General features: G+C 43.6%; 26 protein-coding genes. 10 read left to right on the forward strand and 16 right to left on the reverse strand.

Annotation, left to right across the window (positions count from 1 at the left end; translation table 11 throughout):
- Positions 1-47: 47 nt before the first annotated feature.
- Positions 48-881, forward strand: a complete 834-nt coding sequence (gene folP, locus NF865_RS09685) for a dihydropteroate synthase (protein ID WP_253304508.1) — start codon at positions 48-50, stop codon at positions 879-881.
- Here the strand turns inward: folP and NF865_RS09690 are convergent.
- Positions 871-1,665 carry a class II glutamine amidotransferase gene (locus NF865_RS09690; protein WP_253305661.1) on the reverse strand — a complete coding sequence of 265 codons (795 nt, stop codon included), beginning with the start codon at positions 1,663-1,665 and terminating at the stop codon, positions 871-873. The two genes, folP and NF865_RS09690, sit on opposite strands and share 11 nt — an antisense overlap.
- 56 nt (positions 1,666-1,721) lie before the next feature.
- Here NF865_RS09690 and NF865_RS09695 point away from each other — a divergent pair, with 56 nt between their 5' ends.
- From NF865_RS09695 to NF865_RS09715, 5 genes are all read left to right on the forward strand, one after another.
- Positions 1,722-2,450 carry a Rossmann-like domain-containing protein gene (locus NF865_RS09695; protein ID WP_253304509.1) on the forward strand — a complete coding sequence of 243 codons (729 nt, stop codon included), beginning with the start codon at positions 1,722-1,724 and terminating at the stop codon, positions 2,448-2,450.
- A 12-nt stretch (positions 2,451-2,462) separates the two neighbouring features.
- On the forward strand, positions 2,463-3,335 hold the full coding sequence (locus NF865_RS09700) for a type I restriction endonuclease (RefSeq protein ID WP_253304510.1): 873 nt from the start codon (positions 2,463-2,465) through the stop codon (positions 3,333-3,335).
- A gap of 140 nt (positions 3,336-3,475) precedes the next feature.
- Positions 3,476-4,423, forward strand: coding sequence for an SDR family oxidoreductase (locus NF865_RS09705; protein ID WP_253304511.1), 948 nt, complete (start codon positions 3,476-3,478; stop codon positions 4,421-4,423).
- Complete coding sequence (locus NF865_RS09710; RefSeq protein WP_253304512.1) at positions 4,398-5,171, forward strand: hypothetical protein; 774 nt, start codon at positions 4,398-4,400, stop codon at positions 5,169-5,171. The genes NF865_RS09705 and NF865_RS09710 overlap by 26 nt, the downstream gene beginning before the upstream one ends.
- Positions 5,172-5,179: 8 nt before the next feature.
- Positions 5,180-6,118, forward strand: a complete 939-nt coding sequence (locus tag NF865_RS09715; protein WP_253304513.1) for a hypothetical protein — start codon at positions 5,180-5,182, stop codon at positions 6,116-6,118.
- Here NF865_RS09715 and pfdA read toward each other — a convergent pair.
- The 10 genes from pfdA to NF865_RS09765 form a co-directional block, all read right to left on the reverse strand.
- A complete protein-coding gene (gene pfdA / locus NF865_RS09720; protein ID WP_253305662.1) occupies positions 6,099-6,542 on the reverse strand; it encodes a prefoldin subunit alpha in 444 nt (147 codons plus the stop codon). The genes NF865_RS09715 and pfdA overlap by 20 nt on opposite strands.
- A gap of 62 nt (positions 6,543-6,604) precedes the next feature.
- Positions 6,605-6,841: a 50S ribosomal protein L18Ae gene (rpl18a, locus tag NF865_RS09725; RefSeq protein WP_253304514.1), complete on the reverse strand. Its 237-nt coding sequence runs from the start codon at positions 6,839-6,841 to the stop codon at positions 6,605-6,607.
- A 6-nt stretch (positions 6,842-6,847) separates the two neighbouring features.
- Positions 6,848-7,534, reverse strand: coding sequence for a translation initiation factor IF-6 (locus tag NF865_RS09730; protein ID WP_253304515.1), 687 nt, complete (start codon positions 7,532-7,534; stop codon positions 6,848-6,850).
- Between the two features lie 40 nt (positions 7,535-7,574).
- Positions 7,575-7,835 (reverse strand): 50S ribosomal protein L31e, encoded by a 261-nt coding sequence (locus tag NF865_RS09735; protein ID WP_253304516.1) that lies wholly within the window; start codon positions 7,833-7,835, stop codon positions 7,575-7,577.
- 6 nt (positions 7,836-7,841) lie between these two features.
- Entirely contained in the window at positions 7,842-7,997 is a 156-nt protein-coding gene (locus NF865_RS09740; protein ID WP_042700928.1) for a 50S ribosomal protein L39e, read from the reverse strand.
- Between the two features lie 149 nt (positions 7,998-8,146).
- A complete protein-coding gene (locus tag NF865_RS09745) occupies positions 8,147-9,310 on the reverse strand; it encodes an NAD(P)/FAD-dependent oxidoreductase (protein WP_253304517.1) in 1,164 nt (387 codons plus the stop codon).
- The gene (locus NF865_RS09750; RefSeq protein ID WP_253304518.1) at positions 9,300-9,581 is read right to left on the reverse strand and encodes a (2Fe-2S)-binding protein; all 282 of its coding nucleotides are present in this window, start codon (positions 9,579-9,581) and stop codon (positions 9,300-9,302) included. Before NF865_RS09750 ends, NF865_RS09745 begins: the two co-directional genes overlap by 11 nt.
- Positions 9,578-10,084, reverse strand: a complete 507-nt coding sequence (locus NF865_RS09755) for a 4Fe-4S binding protein (protein WP_253304519.1) — start codon at positions 10,082-10,084, stop codon at positions 9,578-9,580. The genes NF865_RS09750 and NF865_RS09755 overlap by 4 nt, the downstream gene beginning before the upstream one ends.
- The gene (locus NF865_RS09760; protein ID WP_253304520.1) at positions 10,081-11,514 is read right to left on the reverse strand and encodes an FAD-dependent oxidoreductase; all 1,434 of its coding nucleotides are present in this window, start codon (positions 11,512-11,514) and stop codon (positions 10,081-10,083) included. Before NF865_RS09760 ends, NF865_RS09755 begins: the two co-directional genes overlap by 4 nt.
- Before the next feature lie 438 nt (positions 11,515-11,952).
- Complete coding sequence (locus NF865_RS09765) at positions 11,953-13,116, reverse strand: OBG GTPase family GTP-binding protein (protein ID WP_253304521.1); 1,164 nt, start codon at positions 13,114-13,116, stop codon at positions 11,953-11,955.
- A 134-nt stretch (positions 13,117-13,250) separates the two neighbouring features.
- Between NF865_RS09765 and NF865_RS09770 the strand changes: the two genes are divergently transcribed.
- A complete protein-coding gene (locus NF865_RS09770; RefSeq protein WP_253304522.1) occupies positions 13,251-13,703 on the forward strand; it encodes an Lrp/AsnC family transcriptional regulator in 453 nt (150 codons plus the stop codon).
- On the opposite strand, the gene NF865_RS09775 is transcribed toward NF865_RS09770, so the two are convergent.
- The 4 genes from NF865_RS09775 to cobB all read right to left on the reverse strand — a co-directional run bounded on the left by NF865_RS09775 (position 13,700) and on the right by cobB (position 16,160).
- A complete protein-coding gene (locus NF865_RS09775; protein ID WP_253304523.1) occupies positions 13,700-14,263 on the reverse strand; it encodes an ASCH domain-containing protein in 564 nt (187 codons plus the stop codon). The genes NF865_RS09770 and NF865_RS09775 overlap by 4 nt on opposite strands.
- Positions 14,229-14,948: a TIGR02253 family HAD-type hydrolase gene (locus tag NF865_RS09780; RefSeq protein WP_253304524.1), complete on the reverse strand. Its 720-nt coding sequence runs from the start codon at positions 14,946-14,948 to the stop codon at positions 14,229-14,231. The genes NF865_RS09775 and NF865_RS09780 overlap by 35 nt, the downstream gene beginning before the upstream one ends.
- 34 nt (positions 14,949-14,982) lie before the next feature.
- Positions 14,983-15,258 carry a DUF3783 domain-containing protein gene (locus NF865_RS09785; RefSeq protein ID WP_366513790.1) on the reverse strand — a complete coding sequence of 92 codons (276 nt, stop codon included), beginning with the start codon at positions 15,256-15,258 and terminating at the stop codon, positions 14,983-14,985.
- Positions 15,259-15,386: 128 nt separating this feature from the next.
- Positions 15,387-16,160: an NAD-dependent protein deacetylase gene (gene cobB, locus NF865_RS09790; protein ID WP_253304525.1), complete on the reverse strand. Its 774-nt coding sequence runs from the start codon at positions 16,158-16,160 to the stop codon at positions 15,387-15,389.
- A 109-nt stretch (positions 16,161-16,269) separates the two neighbouring features.
- Between cobB and glyA the strand changes: the two genes are divergently transcribed.
- The 3 genes from glyA (at position 16,270) to NF865_RS09805 (ending at position 19,149) form a co-directional block, all read left to right on the forward strand.
- Positions 16,270-17,547 (forward strand): serine hydroxymethyltransferase, encoded by a 1,278-nt coding sequence (gene glyA, locus NF865_RS09795; protein ID WP_253304526.1) that lies wholly within the window; start codon positions 16,270-16,272, stop codon positions 17,545-17,547.
- A gap of 132 nt (positions 17,548-17,679) precedes the next feature.
- Complete coding sequence (locus NF865_RS09800; protein ID WP_253304527.1) at positions 17,680-18,645, forward strand: hypothetical protein; 966 nt, start codon at positions 17,680-17,682, stop codon at positions 18,643-18,645.
- A 15-nt stretch (positions 18,646-18,660) separates the two neighbouring features.
- A complete protein-coding gene (locus tag NF865_RS09805) occupies positions 18,661-19,149 on the forward strand; it encodes a hypothetical protein (RefSeq protein ID WP_253304528.1) in 489 nt (162 codons plus the stop codon).
- A 66-nt stretch (positions 19,150-19,215) separates the two neighbouring features.
- Here the strand turns inward: NF865_RS09805 and NF865_RS09810 are convergent, their stop codons facing one another.
- Complete coding sequence (locus tag NF865_RS09810; protein ID WP_253304529.1) at positions 19,216-20,487, reverse strand: UbiD family decarboxylase; 1,272 nt, start codon at positions 20,485-20,487, stop codon at positions 19,216-19,218.
- Between the last annotated feature and the right edge of the window lie 122 nt (positions 20,488-20,609).

The raw sequence follows: 20,609 nt of genomic DNA on the forward strand, positions 1-20,609 counted from the left end.
CCCCAAATTTTTATAGTGTAAGCATTAAAACACTTTTCGGTGAGAGCATGAGATTTACTGGAGTGCCATTAGATGAACCAAAAATTATGGGAGTTATCAACGTTTCTCCGGAGAGCTTCTTTAAAGGAAGCGTTAAACAAAATGAAGAAGAGCTGATAGAAACTGCAATCCAAATGGTAAACGAAGGAGCTTCTTTTATAGATGTTGGGGCGAAATCTACCGCTCCTTACTTGGAAACTCAGATACCCATAGAGGAAGAAATCAGGAGGGCAGTATGGGCAATAAGCACGATCAGAGAGCATGTCAACGTTCCTATAAGTATAGATACAACAAACGCGAAGGTGGCTGAAGAAGCCATTAAGGCTGGAGCTGATATTATAAACGATGTAACCGGCCTCAAAGGAGACCCCAACATGGCGAGAGTTGCCAGAGAATACGATGTCCCAGTTATAGTTTGCGCCCATAAAGAAGTTAGGAACTTTACAGATCCAATCCACAAAGTCATTGAAGCTCTCAAGGAGAGTCTCCAGATTGCATATAAAAATGACATTGAGAAAAATAAGATAGCAATTGATCCAGCGATTGGATTTCTAAGACCTCAATACCCTCCATGGTACGAGTGGGACTCAAAAGTCATCGCAAATCTGAACTTACTAAAGGTTTTTGGGCTACCTATTTTGGTAGGGGTATCAAGAAAGTCATTTGTAGGAGCCATAACTGGAAGAAAAGACCCGCTGGAGAGATTAGCAGGCAGCTTAGCTGCTACCGCCATTGCAGTATGGAACGGAGCCAACATCATAAGGACTCATGACGTTAAAGAGACTCTTGATGCCATAAAGGTGGCAAACTTCATAAGAAAATTTAGAGAGTTTAGAGGGTAAGCTCCTTCGCCCCAAATTCTTTTCTTCCCAAGTCCATGTCAACATAAAACGCCTTTCTGTTCGGAATTTCCTGGAAGGGGAGGGATGAGTACTGTTCAAACGTTGACGATACAACTGCAAAGAGGTCTTTCGTCTCAAGTTTTAAAAGGCGAGAGTATCTCTTGTGTAAGGTGTCTTTTTCTCTCTCCTCGACCATGTAAGCTGTTACAAAAGCTTTGACTTCATTTGGAGCTGTGAAAAGAGTTCCTGTGTTGAGTGTGGTTTTAACGGTTGGAAGGGCTTCTTTAAAGGTGTTAAGGACTTCCTCTTCACCAAAAGAGGACAGTCTTTTCAGCAGGTAGAGGCCAAACACGTAGCTATCAGATGCATCTTTAAGTTTTTCTTCCCTAAACCCTGCCATTTTTATAATTTCGTCCTTCTTTAGGTCGCCGTTGTGGTAAAACCAAAACGTAAAGCCTTCTGGAGAGGAATATGAGAACGGCTGGGTATTGAAGATGTTAACACTTCCTTGACTTGCAGCTCTTGTATGGGCTAAGAGGACTCCGAAGCCTTTTAAAGATCCCAAAAGACTTTCAACTCCCTCTTTGTCCTCAAAAATAGGCTTAGTCGTCTTGTAATGTTCAATTTTGCCTTCTGACATCCAGATAAATCCCCAGCCATCCTTATGAGAAGGACTTTTTCCCAGTGCCACCTTATAGGGATCGTGTTTTGATGAGTTTACTAGGGCGTTTACAAGTTCTACCATCGATTCTCCATTTCCAGCCGCAAACAGTACCCTGCACATTTTATCCACCAAACTTTTTTAGGCAGCGTAGTTTAAAAAGGTTGGAGGCTTCGGAAATGATGCTAAGACTGTTAAAAAAGAGAGCTTTGAAAGCAATGGAGGAGGATTTTAAGCTGGTAGACTTCTTCTTCGCCCTACCTTATACTTACGTTGTTATTGAGGGAGAAAAGGGAAAAGCGGTGGGATTAGTCATGACGCTTCCAGAGGAGATTAACGAGTACAAAAACACGATCACAGGGGCGAGCTTGAGAGGGTTTATAGAAAAGGCTGACAGCCTCAACATCATAGAACGAACTCTTGGCCTTGCGGCAATAAATGCAGTTTCTCAGTATTACTTAGAGGTAGATGCGGAAAGAAACGTTTTGGACTTAGTAGAGGAAGAAAAAGTCGCGGTCATAGGGAACATGCTCCCTCTAGTCCAAGCTTTGCGTGAAAAAGGCAAGGAAGTGTTTGTGTTCGAGAGGAACCCTAAACTTTGGGACAGAGAGACCTTGAGTGATGCCCTTGAATATGTCCTCCTCCCGGAGATGGAAGCGGTAATAGTCAGCGGCTCGGCTCTGCTAAACTGCACAATTGATATGATAGTGGAGAGAAGTAACAAGGCAAAAAAGATAATTCTCGTTGGAGCAACGGCTCAAGGGTTACCTGAGTTCTTTAAGGGGACGGGAGTTACACATCTCGCTTCCGTAAAGGTTGAAAATGTCGAGAAAGCCATTATAAGCCTGAAGCTTGGAAGTTTTAGGGGGTTTGGGGAGCAAAGCAAAAAGTACGTTATTGAAGTTTAACGGGTGTGAGAGATGTTTGAAATCCAGAAGGCTATAATAAGCACTCTCAAGAAAGTTCGGGAGCATAGGCTGCTCTATGAGAGAAACGAGGAAGCCGTGAAGCAGCATTTAATAGGCGAGATTTTTCAGGCTTTAGGATGGGACTGGGAAGACCCAAAAGAAGTAAGGCCTGAAGAACGAACGGAAGAGGGAAGGGCAGATTATGCTCTCGTTCTCGACGGAAAGGTAGTTGCCTATTTGGAAGCCAAAAACTTAAGCGTGAACGTTTTGAGAAGTGAAAAGCCTTTAAGACAGCTTGCCAAGTACTGCTTTTCTCAAGGGGTCAAGTACGGCATTTTAACAAACGGTATCCAGTGGAAGATAGTGAAAGCCTTTGAAGAGAACTCAACCTTAGAAGATAGGGTTCTCCTGAAAATAGACCTCTTCAATGAGCCCATCGAAAAGAGCTCTCTAAAACTCAGCTTTCTTTCAAAGGACAAAATAGCCTCGCTGGAAGAATACGCGAGTCAGCTAAAAGCTTTCGCGTGGGGGTTTGAGATGCTGAGGACAAAGGGATATTCAAGAGAAACCCTCATATCGTATCTAACGAGCACCATAAAGCCGAGCTTTTTCCTTTTGGAGCATCTAAATGGTAATGAGATTCCCCAGGCTCTTTATGTGTACGACAGCGAATGGAAAGTCCTCCCCTTAATCGAAAAGAGCATGAAAGGTGTTTTGCTTTCCCTGCTGTTATACCTAGCGGAAAAAGCTGAAGGGAAAGAAAAAACCGAGTTGATAGAGGCGTATCGCCATTTAAGGGGAGTCCGGCTGGATAGAGAAAAGATACTGTTTCTCCTCAAGGGGTTAGAAAAAGAGAAAGGTATTAAGATAGGAATTGAGATTTAAGGCTTTTCAAAGAGCCACAGCACGGTATTGAGGAGCCTCTTTGCCTACTGTCCTCCTCTCCATCCTGAAGGGTGAAACCATTAAAAGGAAGATCCAAAAATTATAAATTCCCCAAAAGGAACTTAGAGTGAGGGAGAGCTATGATAAAAAACAAACTCATCGTAGTCACAGGAGGAGCAGGATTCATAGGTTCCCACATAGCCGAAGAGCTCCGCGATGAGAACGAGGTAATAGTGATCGACAACCTCTACGCCGGTAAAATTGAGAATGTTCCTCCAAATGTAAAGTTCCTTCAAGCCGACATAAGGGACTACCAAAGCATAGCCGAGCTAATATCTCACGCGGATTACGTTTTTCATGAGGCTGCTCTTGTCAGTGTTGTGGAGAGCGTGGAGAAGCCAATGCTGACAGAAGAAATAAACGTTCTCGGTACTTTAAACATTCTGAAAGCCCTGAGCGAGGGGCATGGAAAGTTAATCTTCGCTTCTTCTGCGGCTGTTTATGGGGACAACCAGAATCTCCCCCTCAAAGAGAGTGAAAAGCCCGAGCCCCTATCCCCTTATGGCGTGACGAAGATAGCGGGGGAATATTACTGCAAAGTCTTTTATGAGCTCTACGGCGTTCCAACAGTGAGCTTGAGGTACTTTAACGTGTTTGGAGAGAGGCAGGGCTACAATCAATATGCTGGAGTAATAAGCATCTTCATCAATCGGGCTCTTAGAGGAGAGCCGCTGATAATCTATGGGGATGGAAAACAGACGAGGGACTTTATTTATGTTAAGGACGTTGTAAGGGCAAACATCCTTGCTGCCGAAAGCAGTAAAGCAGACGGAAAGATCTTCAACGTTGCAAGGGGGGAGAGAACAAGCATTTTGGAGCTCGCCCTTAAAATAATTGAGATAACGGGTTCTTCAAGCTCCATAGTCTTTGACAAACCAAGACCAGGAGATATAAGGCACAGTCAGGCAGATATAAGTGAAATAATGAAGCTTGGTTTTAAACCGGAGTATTCACTTGAAGAGGGCCTTCTGAAAACGGTGGAATGGTATAGGGGGGAACTCGATGAGAAAAATAATCCTCGTCCCTGATTCCAAGCTTTCATTTCTAAAAAGAAAAACAAAAAAGCTCGTACATTCTTTTTCCGGGAGTATTATCATAGAAGATAGCCGTCTCATTCTCCCCAAGGAAGAGAAAATTAAAAAAGGAATCCTCTTATGTTCTAGCAGTGCAACACTCAAAAGATATAAGGGAGGAGTAGAGTACGGAGGTATGCTACTTTCAGTTTCAAGAAAGTTTAAAGAGGAAGAAGAAACTACATCAAGAGAGCTATTCTTAGAACCAGCGGAGTATCGGGTTGAAATAGACGTTAGTGGTGCTGGAAGACTCGAAATACCCGGATTCAGACTTGATAATGGAATTTTGATTCTCTACATAACTCCGAATTATGTGTTTCAATTTCCCCAGGGGAGCATAGCAATTTATGGTTCCGAGGATTTTGTGCAAATTACTCTCGCTCCAACTAAATTTGGCCTTAAAGGTAAAGTTTCACCAAATCTCCAAGATGCTGAGGAGGTGGAAGTAATACTTAAAGGGAATGACACGAGGGAATTACTTTTTTGGGGAGATGAAGAGGGAGAATTTGACTATGAGTTTATCAAAGAACATATTCTATTAATCTCCCATGAAAGTTTAATCAGCCCAAAAGAACTTGCAAATGCGCTTGGAAAAGTCTCCTTGATAAGTGGACATGGAGAGTTTGAACTTGAAACCAAGCTCAAGTATCCCTTAAAAAAAGACATGAGGGAAAGTATAAAATTTAGAGTATCTTTGGGGTGAGAACTGTAATGAGGATAATAATCCTAATGGGAAAAATCAAAGTTCTGTACCTTGTTCTGCTACTTGGAATGCTTATCACTGTTCCCGTAGGAGTAATAGTACTTAAAAATCCCACAATTCCCATAATGTATCGAGCTGGAATACTTGGGTTCATTGCCCTCTGGACTGGTTTGATGAGTTTTGTCATTTATCGCTCGAGAAAGTCCTTTGAAAAAGTAAGGAATATCAAAGAAATCATTTCCATCAGCGAGAATGAAATAAGTTTTCTAAAACCCTTGAGAGCAGAAGTTGGATATTTTGATGCTTATGCTTACTGGAGTTCAAGCGGAAAGAGCAGTCACTATCATGTATTCAAGAGTTTTCTAAGGGAAAGTGAAGAGGCAGTAACATCATTTAAACTTGAAACAAAGCCATTTTTGTTATCAATAGCCCAGGATGGAACAGGAGATATATATCTTCCAGGGATTAGAATTTTGAACGATGAATACAAGGACGTGGTTATTCTTTATGCAAAACCGTCCTACGAGGTGAGGTTTCCGCTTGAGAGCTTTGTAGTATCTGCCAATGGAGATTTTGTCGAGGCCAGAATAGAAGAGATAGAAAATGGGTTTAGGATTTCGGTAAGTGCAAACCTCTCAAAAGCAAGAAGAGCCAAAGTGGAGTTGGTTTCAAGGAGAAAGAGGGTTGTTAAACAGCTCATCGGCGATACAAAAAACATAGGAGTTTTTGAAAAAGAATTTCTAAACGAGCCTTTGATAATATTGGGGTACTATGACCAGGTAAGCCCCTTGGGAATCCTGAAAGGCGGTAAATTTGGAAGGATAATAGCCGGACATGGAAAGTTTATTCTCAGACTTGCACTGGATATTCCTTTTCGACCCGACATAAAAGAAGAAATTGAGTTTGAAGTTGCTCCAAAGGCGGAAGCTACTTCTTGGGGACTTTAAAGTTCATTGCCTGCTGTTGCTGTAATTTTTGAGCTTTTTGAGCTAGCTCTTGTAGCTTGTGCTCAAGTTGGTGAAGAGCTTCTTGAGTCTTCTTTATTGCTTCATCGTACTCTTTAATTCTCTTATCCAGGTATGCTATAGCATCGTCGAGGCTCTTCTCCACGGCATAGCCAGAACCAACGCTAACTATGGCGTGCTGCTTGTCTTCTATCCTTCCCTTCAAAAAGGAACCTGCACCAACTGGAACGAGAATTTCAGGATTTTCTTCTTCAACGTTCTTAAGTCCTTCGAGTGTCTCTTTTACAGCTTGGAACTCGTTTCTTCCGAGGGTTAAGAGCTCGAGGTTTTGGGCTAAAAGCTGTGCTCGAGCTTGTAAAAGCTGATACTCATAAGCCAATCTCTCAAGCTGTTCCCTGTTTTCCATTTCCATCACCAAAAAGAGTAATTGAGGAAGTTTTTAAGAGTGTTGGTTAAAAAACAAAAAATTCAAGCAAGCTCCAAGCTGAGTCTCCTAACTACTGGATCCTCAGCTTCTTCCGGTTTTATCTCTTCGATGCCCTCTATGTAAATCTTTGACCTCTTAACGCGGTGCTTGCTTCCGATATCTGAATAGACGAGCTCCTTTATGTCTTCTGGCTTCAATGCCCTGTACTCCTTGGTGAATTTGAACTTCCTTCCGCTCTTCTCGAAGATGCCCCTAACTCTGAACACTTTAACCTCCATTTCCCCTCACCCCAAAAATCCAAGTGCTTCTTCAATCTTAACAATTTCCGGTCCAGTAGTTAGGTGTCCAACGACGACACCAAATGAGTTTGCAATCATACATGAGCCCACAAAGGGCACGCCCATATTGGCAGTGCCAACGTAGAAATCAACTTTGAAGAGGTTTCCGAGCCATTCGAGTTCTTCGTCTGTTGCCTCGGGATGGACTAATCCGCCTTTGTTTGTGACAACACCAACGCTTCCAACGGCGTGGTAGTTGGCTATCATGCCCCTCTCAACTTCGACATCAAAGATGTCCTCAAACTGCTTCGCTTCTTCCCTTGTAAACTTTGCGCTGATTAATGCCGCTTTATCGTTTACGAGGATGAGATTTCCAAAGGCGGTGAGTTTGCTTAAAACGGGCTCAACCCTAACATCCAATCCGTTCTCTTCTAGGGCGCTTTTAATCTTTTGAAGCTCGGAGTCCCAGATATAGTAAGGGACTACAATAGCGTTTGAGTTAGCAGCAGCAAGAATTCCAACTATTCTGGACTTCATTATGCTTGCCTCAATAACCGGCACTTTCAAAACTTCCCTAAGGACATTAAGCTTCTTTTCTTGGAGCCCTTCCCTAACTAGGGCGAACTTATCTGTGGCTAACCCGAAGACTCCAAGATATGGTGAGTTTTCAAAGTCTAATCTTTCAATGTGCATTTCCACACCTCGGTTTTCCCTCATTGGAAAAAATTAGGAATCAAGCAAGGTGAACTTCGGCTACTTTGGTGCCGTCTTTCTCTTCAACGGTCACCTTGACGCGGAGCTTGCTTGGTGGCTTCTCAATTCCCCTTTCCCATATCTTCTCGTTGACGTCTGTGCCTATTATGACTTCGTCTGCCTTTGTGTGCCTCGCTACGAATTCCCTAACAAAGCGAGCGGCTCTTGGCGCTCTCTTCCATCTTGGAACAATCTTCTTGATCTTCCTAATTGGAATAACGTAAATTCTTTCCTCTACCATCTCTCATCACTCCTTAAGCTTGGTCCTCCTCCAGTATCTTCTCTTAGGGTGAGTTAACACCTTCCTGTTGGTCTTTACGATAACCCAAACGGGAACTCTCCTATTTTGTTTGGCTGCCTTTGCCAAACGGAGCTTCTTTGCCAACGGTTTGTTCCTTGCCATTCTTAACCCCTCCCTTAATTTGTGAACGTGAAAAGCTCAACTAATGGCCGATTAGTAAAGCCTTATTTAAATTTTTGCTTTCACTCCCATTCAAGGACTAGGGGGTTAAAAAGCTTTTCATTCGAACAGGTATAAGAAAAAAGAAAAGGTCACCCGATCTGGAAAGCTGTACTTCTAAGCTCTCCCCTCTCAAAGCGATGTGGATCGTACCACTCCCAGTCAAGCGGAACTTTGCTCTTTCCTTTAACTATGAGTTCTGCCATGGCTTCCCCTACTGCTGGCGCCATCATAAAGCCGTGCCCACTGAATCCAGCGGCAATGTATAGGCCGTCTATGTAGTTAATCTTCCCAATAGCGGGATTGCTGTCTGGAGTTTTTGCATAGAACCCTGCCCATTGTCTTATTACATGGGCGTATTTAAGTGCCGGGATTATTCTAGTCGCCCATTTAAGGACTTCTCTAAGGAAATCGTAAGTGGGGGTCATGTCATATGTTGGCCCATACTCCAAACCCGTTCCACATAAAACTCCTCCATCTTCACCATCTTGAAGGAGATAAGAATCATTCCACGCTGGTGGACAAACGAGAGGTTCAATTTGACCTTCTTTCAGGGGTTCGGTCTTAACAAGCTGGTGCTTGTAGGGCTTTATTGGAATGAATTCTTTGTCTAGTCCAGCCATCTCATTGATTATTGGAGCCCATGCATTTGCTGCGTTTACAACAGCATCGGCTTTTATAGTTCCCCTATTCGTTTTTACCCCTTTTGTCTCATTGTTCTCGACTATAATGTCAGTCACTTCCGTGTATTCATAAATCTCGGCCCCAAGTTCTTTGGCTTTTCTTGCAAAGGCAAAGACAGTTTTGAAGGGATTTGCCTTTCCATCGGTTGGGTTCCATTGCCCGGCAAGGAATTCGTCGGCATTTAGGGGTGGCACGATCTCTTTTGCCTCCTCGGGTGTTATAAGCCTTGTAGGAACGCCGAATTTATTGTGGAGCTTTATGTTTTGCTTAAAAGCTTCAACTTCTTCTTCAGTTGTCGCCAAAAAGAGGTAGCCAGTTTGTTTAAAGTTTATATCGTACTCAAGCTCTTCACTTAGCGTTTTCCACTTCTCAACACTGTATTTCATGAGTTTTATGTTAGCTTCGTCCGTAAACTGCTGTCTAATTCCAGTGGCACACCTAAAAGTTGAACCGCTTCCGAGGTAGCTCTTCTCAACAAGAACGACATCAACGCCAAGCTTTGCTAGGTAGTAAGCTATTGACGTGCCAGTACTTCCTCCGCCTATGACAACAACATCCGCTTTACTCTTCATTCATTTCACCCACCAAGACACCTGCTGGGACAGGTCTAACAGGAGTTCTTGTTGCGGGGAGCTTTATCTCCTCTGGGCTCTTTCCGGTTTTTCTTGCTATTATGCTTATTACCATTGGAAGACATGTCCTCCCCTGGCATGGCCCCATTCCAATCCTTAGAAGTCGTTTTATCGTTTCTATATCTGTTATGCCTTGGTCGATCAAAGCTTCGATCTCTTCAAGCGTTACATCATTGCACCTGCAGATTATTATTTTCTTTTCCTCACTCATTCTCTCACCACCTTTATTGCTCTAACATCCCAAGCTAACTCCAATGGCACCTCGACGGTTACAATTGGTGTATCTCCTCTGCTCTTTTCTCTTGGTACAACTGTGACAACTTTTCCCTTTCCGACTTCTTCTCCTACTCTGTTCAGCAGAACAACTTCTTCTCCAACGTTAGGAACTGGAAGGATTTCATGCGGTAGTGTGACTCTCGCCTTGTCACCCACATAATGAATCATGAAAAATGCCAATCCAGGGCAAATTTGGACACAGAGAGAACAACCAATGCATTTTTCGTAATCAACTTTGGGGGTCGCATTTGGATGTTCCATGAGAATAGCGTTTGTGGGGCAGATCTCTGCACATGGAGTACATGGGATTTCTTGTGGGCACTCTGGAACTGCCACAGGTCTTTGTCTCAGCCTCTCCTCGCTCGGCAGACCTATATACCTCTTTAGCTCTTCTACACTCAGATAACCTTCCCGCAAGTACCTGGGAATTTCACTCATTGTATCACCACCTTCTTGAGGCCTTCAAGGACTTTTCTTCCAAACGGACCACTTCTGAATTCATCAAGCTCTTTCTGGGCTTTCTCTATTTCTTTAAGCCATTCTGGAGAAGCTACACCTGCAGACAATGCGGCTGCAATTCCGGCTATTTTTCCTTCAAGCATTGCCGTTGTTGCTTCTTCAATTCCTGCAGAATCCCCAGCAACGAAAATGCCCTTTATCGTGGTTTCCATCCTCGAGTCCCTAATGACAACATGACCGCCAAGCTCCGGAACGTATTTGATCTGGCATCCCGCTTGGTGAAGAAGCTCTATGCTTGGCCTTAGTCCAACGGCTAGGGCTATTACGTCAACTTCAAAAACCTTCTCTGTTCCGGGGATAACGTTCCAGTTCTCATCAAGTTGAGCCACAACCGCTCTTTCGACTTTTTCTTTGCCTTCAGCTCTTAGAATTGTATGTCTTGTCAATATTGGGATGCCAAGCCTTCTGACTTTAGCAGCGTGAACAAAGTAGCCTCCGATCTTTGGCATTGCTTCAACTATTGCTTCTACTTTCACTCCAGCTTGATAGAGCTGATAGGCGAGAATTAAGCCTACATTACCGGCACCAACGATTAGAACCCTATCCCCTGGTTTTACGCCGTAGGTATTCATGAGAGTCTGTATTGCTCCGGCTCCATATACACCGGGCAAATCGTTCCCTTCAAATGGTATCATCCTTTCCATTGCGCCTGTTGCGACGACAACGGTTTTTCCTTTGAACTCAATGAGCTCTTTGTTCTTTCTGACTCCGACTACCAATTTCTCCTCTCCATCCTGGAGAAGCATTATTGCCGAAGTTTCCAAAAAGACTTCTACGTTTCTTTTCTTGAGCTCTTCTTGCAATATTTCGGCAATTTTTATCCCTCTAACTCCAGCAAACTGCTCTCTCTTCCCAAAGAACTTGTGGGTCTGCTTAACCAGCTGTCCCCCAAGCATTGGGTTCTCATCTAATAGGACAACCCTTGCTCCAGCTTCGCTTGCATTTATTGCAGCCATCATCCCCGCTGGCCCGCCTCCAATGACAACAACATCCGCTTCAATTCGCTGTGGTTCCTTCCACTTAGGCGGCTTTGTAGTTTTTGGCAGTGCTGGTTTTTCTTCTTGCCTCTCTATTTGCATTCCATCTTCAACAAGCGTTATGCAGGTTCTTACGTTTGGAATGCCGTTGACTTTCATAAGACAGGAGGAGCATTTTCCAATTGCACAGAAAAGCCCTCTTGGTCTGTGCTTATTTATTGAATGCTGGAGTGTTCTTATTCCTGCAGCATGGAGGGCCATCGCAATTGTTTCACCTTCATAGGCCTTTATTGGTTGTCCTTCGAAGTATATTGTTACTTCTCTTTTACGAATTTTCTCAAAATTCAAAATGGGATGTTCAGTAAGGCGCATAAAATTTCACCGATGTAAAATACGTGACTTTCACTTTAAATGTTTTTCCAATAAAAAAATGTTGTGCACCTTTGGTTAAAGCATAATGGAAAATAAATACCAAAAAATCGAACAATTTTTGAAATAATAACACATGCATCAAAAAATTACCAAAAATTAAAAACTATGAATGTCAACCCACTTGCAAGGCTTGAGTACAAAGTTCTCCACGCTCAAAGCAGTAGGGTCGTACCACTCAATTGGGAGCTTGCTCTTGCCTTTTGTTATCAAATGGGTCAATTCTCTTAGGAAGTTGTATGGGGGCGTTAGTCAGAAGTTGGCCCTACTTCGTAGCCAACTCTGCCTATTATCCCCTGTGCTCTCCCACTTCACGACATTAGTGGCAAGCTTCACCCTTAGGCAGGGAATACAAAATGGAAGCATGCCAAAGTTCTCAAACTAGCGAGCGTGAATCTCAACTATATCCCCATCTTCAAGCACGTGGTCAGGTCCAACTCTCTGGCCGGGGAACTTCGCGCTCTTCCCCCATACTCTTGCATATTTGAAGTTCTTTGCGAAGTCTTTATGGATTCTCTCTGCAACGTCCAAAACCGTTGAACCTTTTTTAAGAGCAATTGGGGGATAAGCCGGCTCTTCGCCAGGTGATTTCGTGAAGACCCTTATTATATCTGCCAGATCATATAGCGCCTCTTTAAGAGCCTCGATGTTTGCCTTCTTTTTGGCAGAAACGGGGACTATTTTAAACCTGTCTCCATAAGCCTTAACAAGTCTATCATAGTTCTCCTTACTTCCGGGAGCATCTCCTTTGTTAGCGATTATAATAGCTTTTCTCCATACAAGGCTCTCGTCCAAGGCATCTGAAAAATCTTCAAGGGTAACTGGCTCTTTTACAGTAATTTCAGCACTGTGGATGCCTTCTTCTCTAAGCATTTTCATAACTTCGCTTATGTCTCCCTGAATTAAATGCTGGCCGTTAATCACGATTCCACCCATTGACATCCTCTTTATTTCCACTCTCGGCTTTCTTTTGTTTATTTTTATCCCCGCACGCTCAAATTCCCTTAATATTATTTCCATCTGCTTTATCGGGTCTTGAGAGAGGTCAACAACGATAGCTATGGCATCGGCATTTCTTATAACGCTCAAAAGCTGTGTTCCCATACCTTTTCCTAGAGCAGCCCCTTCTATTAAGCCCGGCACTTCCACGATTTGAATTTGAACGTCTTTGTGCTTCATCATGCCGGGAATTGGCTCAACCGTTGTAAAAGGATAATCAGCAACGTCAATGTCAACGTCGGCAAGAACCCTAAGGAGTGATGACTTTCCAACATTAGGCAAGCCCGCAAGGACGATTTGAGCGGCTCCCTCTTTTTTAACGCTAAACGAGTAACCCCCACCTTTTCTTTGGCTTTGCTGTTTTTCTAGCTCCTTCCTAAGCTCCGCTAGCTTTCTCTTTATTTGAAGTCTGAGCTTTTCTGTACCTTTGTGCTTTGGTACGGTAGCGTACATTTTTTCTAAGGCTCTTATTTTTTCAGGTATTGTTTTAGCCTGCCTGTATTCTTCCTCTGCAGCCAAGTACTCTGCTGTTACGTTTGTTGGCATCTCTATTCACCTCTCCTTCCCTAGCCTATCTCTAGTCCATTGGAGTTATAATAGAGGTTTTTTTTATAAATCTATGGTGTGAAACTATCATCAACTTTATATACCTTCTCGAAAAATTTTAGGATGGTGAGAACATGAAGGGACCTTTAGATGAAATCGATAAGGAAATCCTGAGAGTGCTTCAAAAAAATAGCCGCACTCCGTTAAGGGAGATATCAAAGCGAGTCGGACTTGCGGAGTCAACGGTCTATGAAAGAATTAAGAAGCTGAAAGAGCGTGGAATAATAAAGAAATTCACAATTATCCTCGATCCAGAGTCCCTTGGCTTTCATCTCTTGGCTTTCATACTGATAAAGGCAAAAGCTGGAAAATATGCTGAGGTTGCCGAAAAACTTATCTCCTACCCAGAGATAGTGGAGATTTATGAAACTACAGGCGATTATGATATGATACTCAAGATAAGGACGAGAAGCAGCGAAGAGCTTAATGACTTTCTTGACAAAATTGGAGAAATAGAAGGTGTGGTAGCAACACACACGATGGTTGTGCTGAAGATACACAAGGAGACAACTGAGCTCCCGCTTTAAATTTTCCCTTCCGCATAAAGTCTGTGATAAGCCCTTAGAAAAGCATCTCTTACTCTTTTTGGCCCGTATCTTTTCACTGCGCTTTTCAGCCCTTCGGAATAGACCCTCTTAATTATCAAATCCACATCGGGAGATTCTTTTAGGTTGCTCTCTACGTAAAGTTTCGCTATTTCCTCTGGGTCCCTGTAATTCAGCCCTTTAAGCCATTTTAAAGGAATTCCACTCTCGAACTTCTTTATGACTTCGAATTCAATTACCGTTACTTCATCCTCTCCGTCGAGCTCTCCATATATCTTGCTAAGCGTATTTACAAGCTCTTTGACGTCTTTAAAGCCATCTTTTTTTGCATCTTGAGTTGTAAGCTCTTTGACTTTTTTCTTTTCCACTTTTGTAATCCTTACTTTTGCGATCGCTGTGTCGCTGGGCGTTATGACGAGATAAACCTCGCTCCCCGGCTCGACCTCATAATCTCCAAACCTAATTGTCGTAGTTTTCTTTCCGCTGAGAATTCTGGACTTGTATGCATTATCTATCAACAGGAACTTTCTTATTTGAACCATTGTTGAGCACCTCTAAAATTTCTGGAACTTCTAAAAGATCATTGATTTTAAAATCTGCGTACTCTTCGTATTCAAGCTCCTTATTCGCATATTTTCCATATCGGAACCATACGGTATGCATTCCCACTCTTTTTGCACCGTAGATGTCCGAATAGAGCCTATCCCCAACCATCAAAGCCTCTTCTGGAGAGACTTTAAATGTTTTTAGTGCCTTTTGGTATATTTTTGGATGGGGTTTTTTGACTCCTTCAAAGTCTGAGATTATAACATGCTCAAAAAAGTCGTCAAGGTCAAGCCTTAGAACTTTTTCCCACTGCTTTATAGGATTCCCATCCGTTATTATCCCCAAGCGGTAGCCCATCTCTCTGAGTCTAATTAGGGTCTTTCTTGCGTTCTTGACCTCTCTTATGTGGGCAAACTTGGTGTTATGATATGCAATAACCCCAGCCGCAACCCATTTTGGATTGTAGTCCAAGTCAAGCCTCCTGAGGAGGTAATCAAAGTGATGGGGAAAGTTACTCCCATATTCATTGATTAGCTCCATAAGTTCATTATACGCAGTGTCAAAATCAACCGGCAGTCCGTGCTGGATCATATTCTCTATGGCGTTTTTTCGGGCAAGTTCAGCTAAGCGAGAAGTATCTACAATGGTATCGTCGAGATCAAAAAACACAACCTTTATCATCTTAACCCCTCACTCAAGTAGAAGGTCAGAGTATTTAACTTTTCCCTATGTCAAGATAAAAGGAACTCATCCTTTGCTTTTCTTCTCTTAGCCTTCTAAAGTATTCATCTTCTCTAATGAGCTCATTGAGGAGGTCTTCAAGCTTCCATGTTAAAGATGTCGGTGTTGTAGTCGCAAAGATTCCATTAATTCCATGAGAGCGGAGTACCTTGATGACCTTGCTTATATTTTTGTTTGAGAGGTTGTGCATTATGATAAACTTTCTCCAGTGCCAGTTACCGCTTCCTTCAAAAGTAGGAGCTTTTGTCACAACTTCCTCTACAACCCAGTCCCTGCAGTATTCTGGGACCTCATAAACTTCAAATCCAGTAAGGATGTCCTTTATCTTGGAAACTTCGTCCTTTTCGAATCCAAATTAGGAGTATCAATAACACCACCTTAGCATCCTTTATCCTTTAAACATCTTTTAACCTTTGCTAGAAGGAGTTCCATAACTTCTCCCGCTCGCCCTTTCAGAAAAACGTCCGCTATTGGAGTTATGCCGCTTTCCTTTATGTTAATCTCTATCACATATCCTCCATTCTCTTTTACGATGTAGGGAATGTACGCCGCTGGAAACACTTGGCCGCTCGTTCCGATGACGAGGCAAACATCTGCCCTTTCGGCAAGTTTAAATGCCTTTTGAATGGCCTCCTGAGGTAGGGGTTCCCCAAACCAAACAACGTCGGGTCTTAAAAGAGAACCGCACTTCGGACATTTTGGCAAGTCTTCTTTTAAAAGCTCTTCAAGTCTGCCGGACTCAAGAAGATTTTCTCTATATTCTCTATAACTGCAGTTGGTACACTTGACCCGATAAATGTTGCCGTGGAGCTCTATGACGTTTTTATTTCCCGCCTCTCTGTGGAGGTTGTCAATGTTTTGAGTTATAACAGCTTTTAAAAGTCCCATTCTCTCAAGCTCTGCCAGTGCTAAGTGAGCTTTGTTGGGCTTCGCTTCCCTCATGGTTTTCATTCTCATCTTGTAGAACTCCCATACAAACTGGGGATCCCTTTTAAAAGCCTCTGGAGTGGCCACTTCCTCTACTCTATACTTCTCCCACAAGCCACCCTTGTCTCTAAAGGTTGGTATTCCGCTTTCAGCACTTATTCCAGCCCCTGTAAAAGCTATCAAAAAGTGAGAATGGGCTATTAATTTGGCAGCTTCCTCAATCATGGGGCATCGACTCATAATTCTCCTTTGAAATTTTTAAAGGTATTCTATGGCAAGATTTAAATTACATGGATGTAAAATATCACATGCAAGACATCGATGGGGTGATACCATGAGCTACAAGATGTATAGGGACAAAGTTCTGGAGTATATTGAAGCACACGAAAAATGGAGGGCATCGACTATAAATTTGATTGCAAGTGAAAATGTAACTTCTCCAAGCGTTACAAGAGCTGTGGCAAGCGGTTTTATGCACAAATATGCCGAGGGCTGGCCAAGACAAAGATACTATCAAGGATGTAAGTACGTCGATGAGGTAGAACTTATAGGCGTTGACCTCTTCTGCAAGCTCTTCAAGAGTGATTTCGCTGATCTGAGGCCAATCTCCGGAACCAATGCAAATCAAGCTGCGTTCTTTGGATTAACAAATGCCGGCGATAGGGCTATTGTTCTTCACACCTCCCATGGGGGACATATAAGCCACATGCCCTTTGGTGCCGCTGGTATGAGAGGGTTAGAAGTTTACACATGGCCCTTTGATAATGAAGAATTTAACATCGATGTCGACAAAGCTGCCCAGATGATTAGAGAGCTCGAGCCCAAGATAGTTGTCTTTGGTGGTTCATTGTTCCCATTCCCACACCCAGTTAAGGAGCTTGCTCCAGTTGCTAAAGAAGTTGGTGCCTATGTAATGTATGACGCAGCTCACGTTTTAGGATTAATCGCTGGAGGAAAGTTCCAAGATCCCCTTAGGGAAGGAGCCGATGTAATAACTTCCTCAACACACAAGACTTTCCCCGGCCCCCAGGGTGGTGTCATACTTTATAAAGACCTTGGAGAAGCCACAGCAAAACTGCAATCGGCTATCTTCCCAGGTGTCTTAAGCAACCATCACTTGCACCACATGGCTGGAAAAGTTATCACAGCTGCAGAGATGCTTGAATATGGTAAAGCCTACGCGGAGCAGATTGTAAAGAACGCAAAAGCCCTAGCTGAGGCCCTTGCAGAGGAAGGATTTAAGGTAATCGGAGAGGACAAGGGATACACAGAGAGCCATCAAGTAATAGTTGATGTTAGCGAGCTCCACGAAGCCGGTGGCGGATGGGCTGCTCCACTCTTAGAAGAAGCGGGGATAATCCTCAACAAGAACCTCCTTCCATGGGATCCACTTGAGAAGGTCAACACACCAAGCGGTCTAAGAATAGGCGTTCAAGAGATGACGAGAGTAGGAATGATGGAAGACGACATGAAAGAAATCGCAAGGTTCATGAGAAGAGTCCTCCTCGACAGAGAAGATCCAAAGAAGGTCGAGAAGGAAGTCTTCGAGTTCAGGAAGCAGTTCCAGAAGGTTTACTACTCCTTCGACTATGGTCTGCCAATGAAGGAGTGAGATTTTATTTTTCTTAACTTTTTCTTTTGAAAGCCCTGCTGTCTGTTAAATCAACACGAAATATCTATAGTGAAAGGACCTACAATGGTAGATTAGTAAGGGCGCCTCAACAAAGACGTGAAGGGGATCCTAATGGTAGTTAAAGGACGGATGGCAGTTCCTATCCTTTTCCTGATTCTTGTATTGGCTTTTGTGGGTTATTGGTATCATTCACAATCAAACGAGCCAAATGAGAGCCTCTCTAATGCGGAGTGTCCATTCTGGGCTCCAGTTGAGGAAGCCGACGGCAACGTTTTTGCCAAGTTTAATGAGACAATCATAACCAGATCATCAGATGGAAGTTTTTTCATAAAAACGAACAGAACTGCGTATCGTATAACTTCATCCGAGGCTTACTTCTTCCCTTGGGGAGTTGTTGGACTTTATGAGAGGAATGAGACGGTTGAGCTTCCATTGGTCATTGTGGACTTAACGCATTATCCTGTGGCAACTTTGGAACTTAAGAACAAAACCACTACCTTGCAGGTAAAGCACTTTGTAGCATGTGATTACAGAGGAAATCTCCTGTGGGATCATGTTCAAATGCTCCCTTACATTTGGGAAGTAAAGGAAGCTACTGGAAGTGAACAGGGCATAAGCTGGCCCCAAATTTTTGTGAGTTCAGCTGGGGAGTATTTTTTCATTGCGGAGTTCCATGGAGGTCTTCCAGCCGACAAAATGCCAGATGCGAGATATAAGCTCGGCAATGACTGGTTATACATTTACGATAAAGAGGGACTTATTAAAAAGATTGACCTTGGGAAGGGGTATTGGGCAACAAGAAACATCTTTCTCGCTTCAAATGGCAGTTATACAATCATAGGCTTTGAGTGCCCCCAGAGTGATGGATCCCCTATGTTCGGGAGAGTCATCATATTTAAGAATGCAAAACCAATCTTTGACAGGAAGTTCGATTACGACCCGAACTGTCTCTGTCATGTGATAGCAGGATGGGGCAAAATCAGGGAAGACGGCTGTGCAACATTTGGTTTGTACACTGGGATAGGGAGATACTGCAATGGAACATTCCGTTATGAGAGCACTAACGGAGCTCCATAATTTGGGGCGATGAGGGTGAAATTCACGAGAAAGCGGAGCATTTTGACATTTTATCTCTTTTACGTAATTCTCTTCAATTTAGTTATCCCAACAAATTCTCTAGTCTCAGAGAACAGCTTTGAATATCTCCCTTATTACACGTACACAAACTACTCCAAACTTACCTACACCGCTTCTTTTTATTGTTGGAACGGTACAAAGTATAGTGCCTCAAACGGGCAATATTTTGGATGTTACCTAGCACTTAAAGACAAACTACCCATTATTAAGGGATTTTTGATCAAAGTTGACACTAAAAGCGATATTTTGATTAAAGAGGAGCATCCAAGCGGAAGTAGTTATGTAGGATTTACTTTAAACCCCGCTTCAATGGGAAATCACACAATCACTGGAGAGATACAAGTTTATGAATTCTGGTGGCTCGGCATTGTTGTCCCAAGCAAATTGAAGTTTGAAATTGAACTAAACTGCGAAGAAAAAGAGTGTAAAGTAACTCTAAAGTAGTGGTAACAAGCAGAATAAGTGTGTTCTGTGAAGACGGCACATTCGCTCACAAAAATTGTAAAGAGGTCACCCGAGCTTTGCCCTCTCGAATTCTTCCTTTCTGTTCAATGGCTTTGTGGCGTCTATGCCCCACTTGGCAGTAAAGCCCTTCTCGCCGGAGGGATCAAGGGAGCTACCGCGGGCGTTTGGAACTATCACGAGGTCTCTGTCGGCCTGGAAGCGCGTCGCTATCGCCCACTCCACCTCGCGGTCGTCATAGATGTTAATGTCCTCATCAACCACTACCACATGCTTTAAGCTCGGGTGTCCAGAAAAAGCGGCTAAAATTGCGTTTTTCCCATCGCCGTCGTGCTGTTTTGTTATGCTTACTACTGCATGGAGCCACATGCACCCGCCCTCTGTTAGTCTTACGCCGTGAACCTTCGGCACGACGCGCTTGACGCTCGCGTAAATCTGCGGCTCCTTTGGAAGGCCCATCAGCATATAGTGCTCGTATCCACCGGGCAGGAGGGCGTGGAATATAGGCCTGTCCACGTGGTACATGCGCTCAAACACAACCAGAGGTTGCTTCCTCACGTGATCATAGGTTCCAGTTATGTCCACGAAGGGGCCTTCATCAACAAGCTCGGGAGTTATCTTTGCCTCAAAGACGAACTCGCTCTCAACCGGGACGGGTATTCCGCCCAACTCAACGACTTCGAGCGGCTTTCCGAAGGTCATCTCACTAAGCTTTGAGGCTATCTCAAGCTCGCTCACGCCGTAGGCCACACTCGTAGAGCCGGCCAGGAGAAGATGAACCGGGTTTCCGACCACAATTCTGACGTCCAGTTCCTCCCCGTGCTCGGCCTTGTCCTTCCACATGGCATAGAGGTGCCTCGGGACGAGCCTTATGGCGACGGTCTTGTCATCGCGCACCATCATCCTGTGGAAGGACAAGTTGACGAAGCCGTTCTCGTCCTTGGCTATGACCATGGCGGAGGTGAAGTACTGGCCGCCGTCCTTCGGGTAGTACTTGGGGATGGGAAGCTCCGTCAGGGAGAAGTCACGTGTTGAGTTCTTCAGGAATGATGCGTCCTCAACAGTTCTATAAGGTGAGGGGTTCTCCATGGCCTCAGTCAGGACGTGTATGAGCCTTTCCTTCTCAGTATTCAGAAAGGAGGCTATCCTCTCTCGTGTGCTCCAAATATTTCCGACAACTTCCCATCCATCGACATCTTTAAACAAAACGGGTCTTGTTTTGCGTTGAAGGAGGTACTTGGTTATCTCAAACTTCTTGCTGACCGGCTTATCGATGATAACAAGCTCGTCTTGAAATTGTTGCAATATCTCGCGTAGCATAACACCACCCATCCAAAATTTGTTGATGCCGTGATAAACTTTTTGGGCATTTTTATTTTTGCGCTTCTTTTCGGATATTTTTCAACAGAATACAGAAAGAGCTATAAAGGGGAACGTCCAAA

The sequence above is a fragment of the Thermococcus aggregans genome (assembly GCF_024022995.1).
Lineage (GTDB): Archaea > Methanobacteriota_B > Thermococci > Thermococcales > Thermococcaceae > Thermococcus_A > Thermococcus_A aggregans.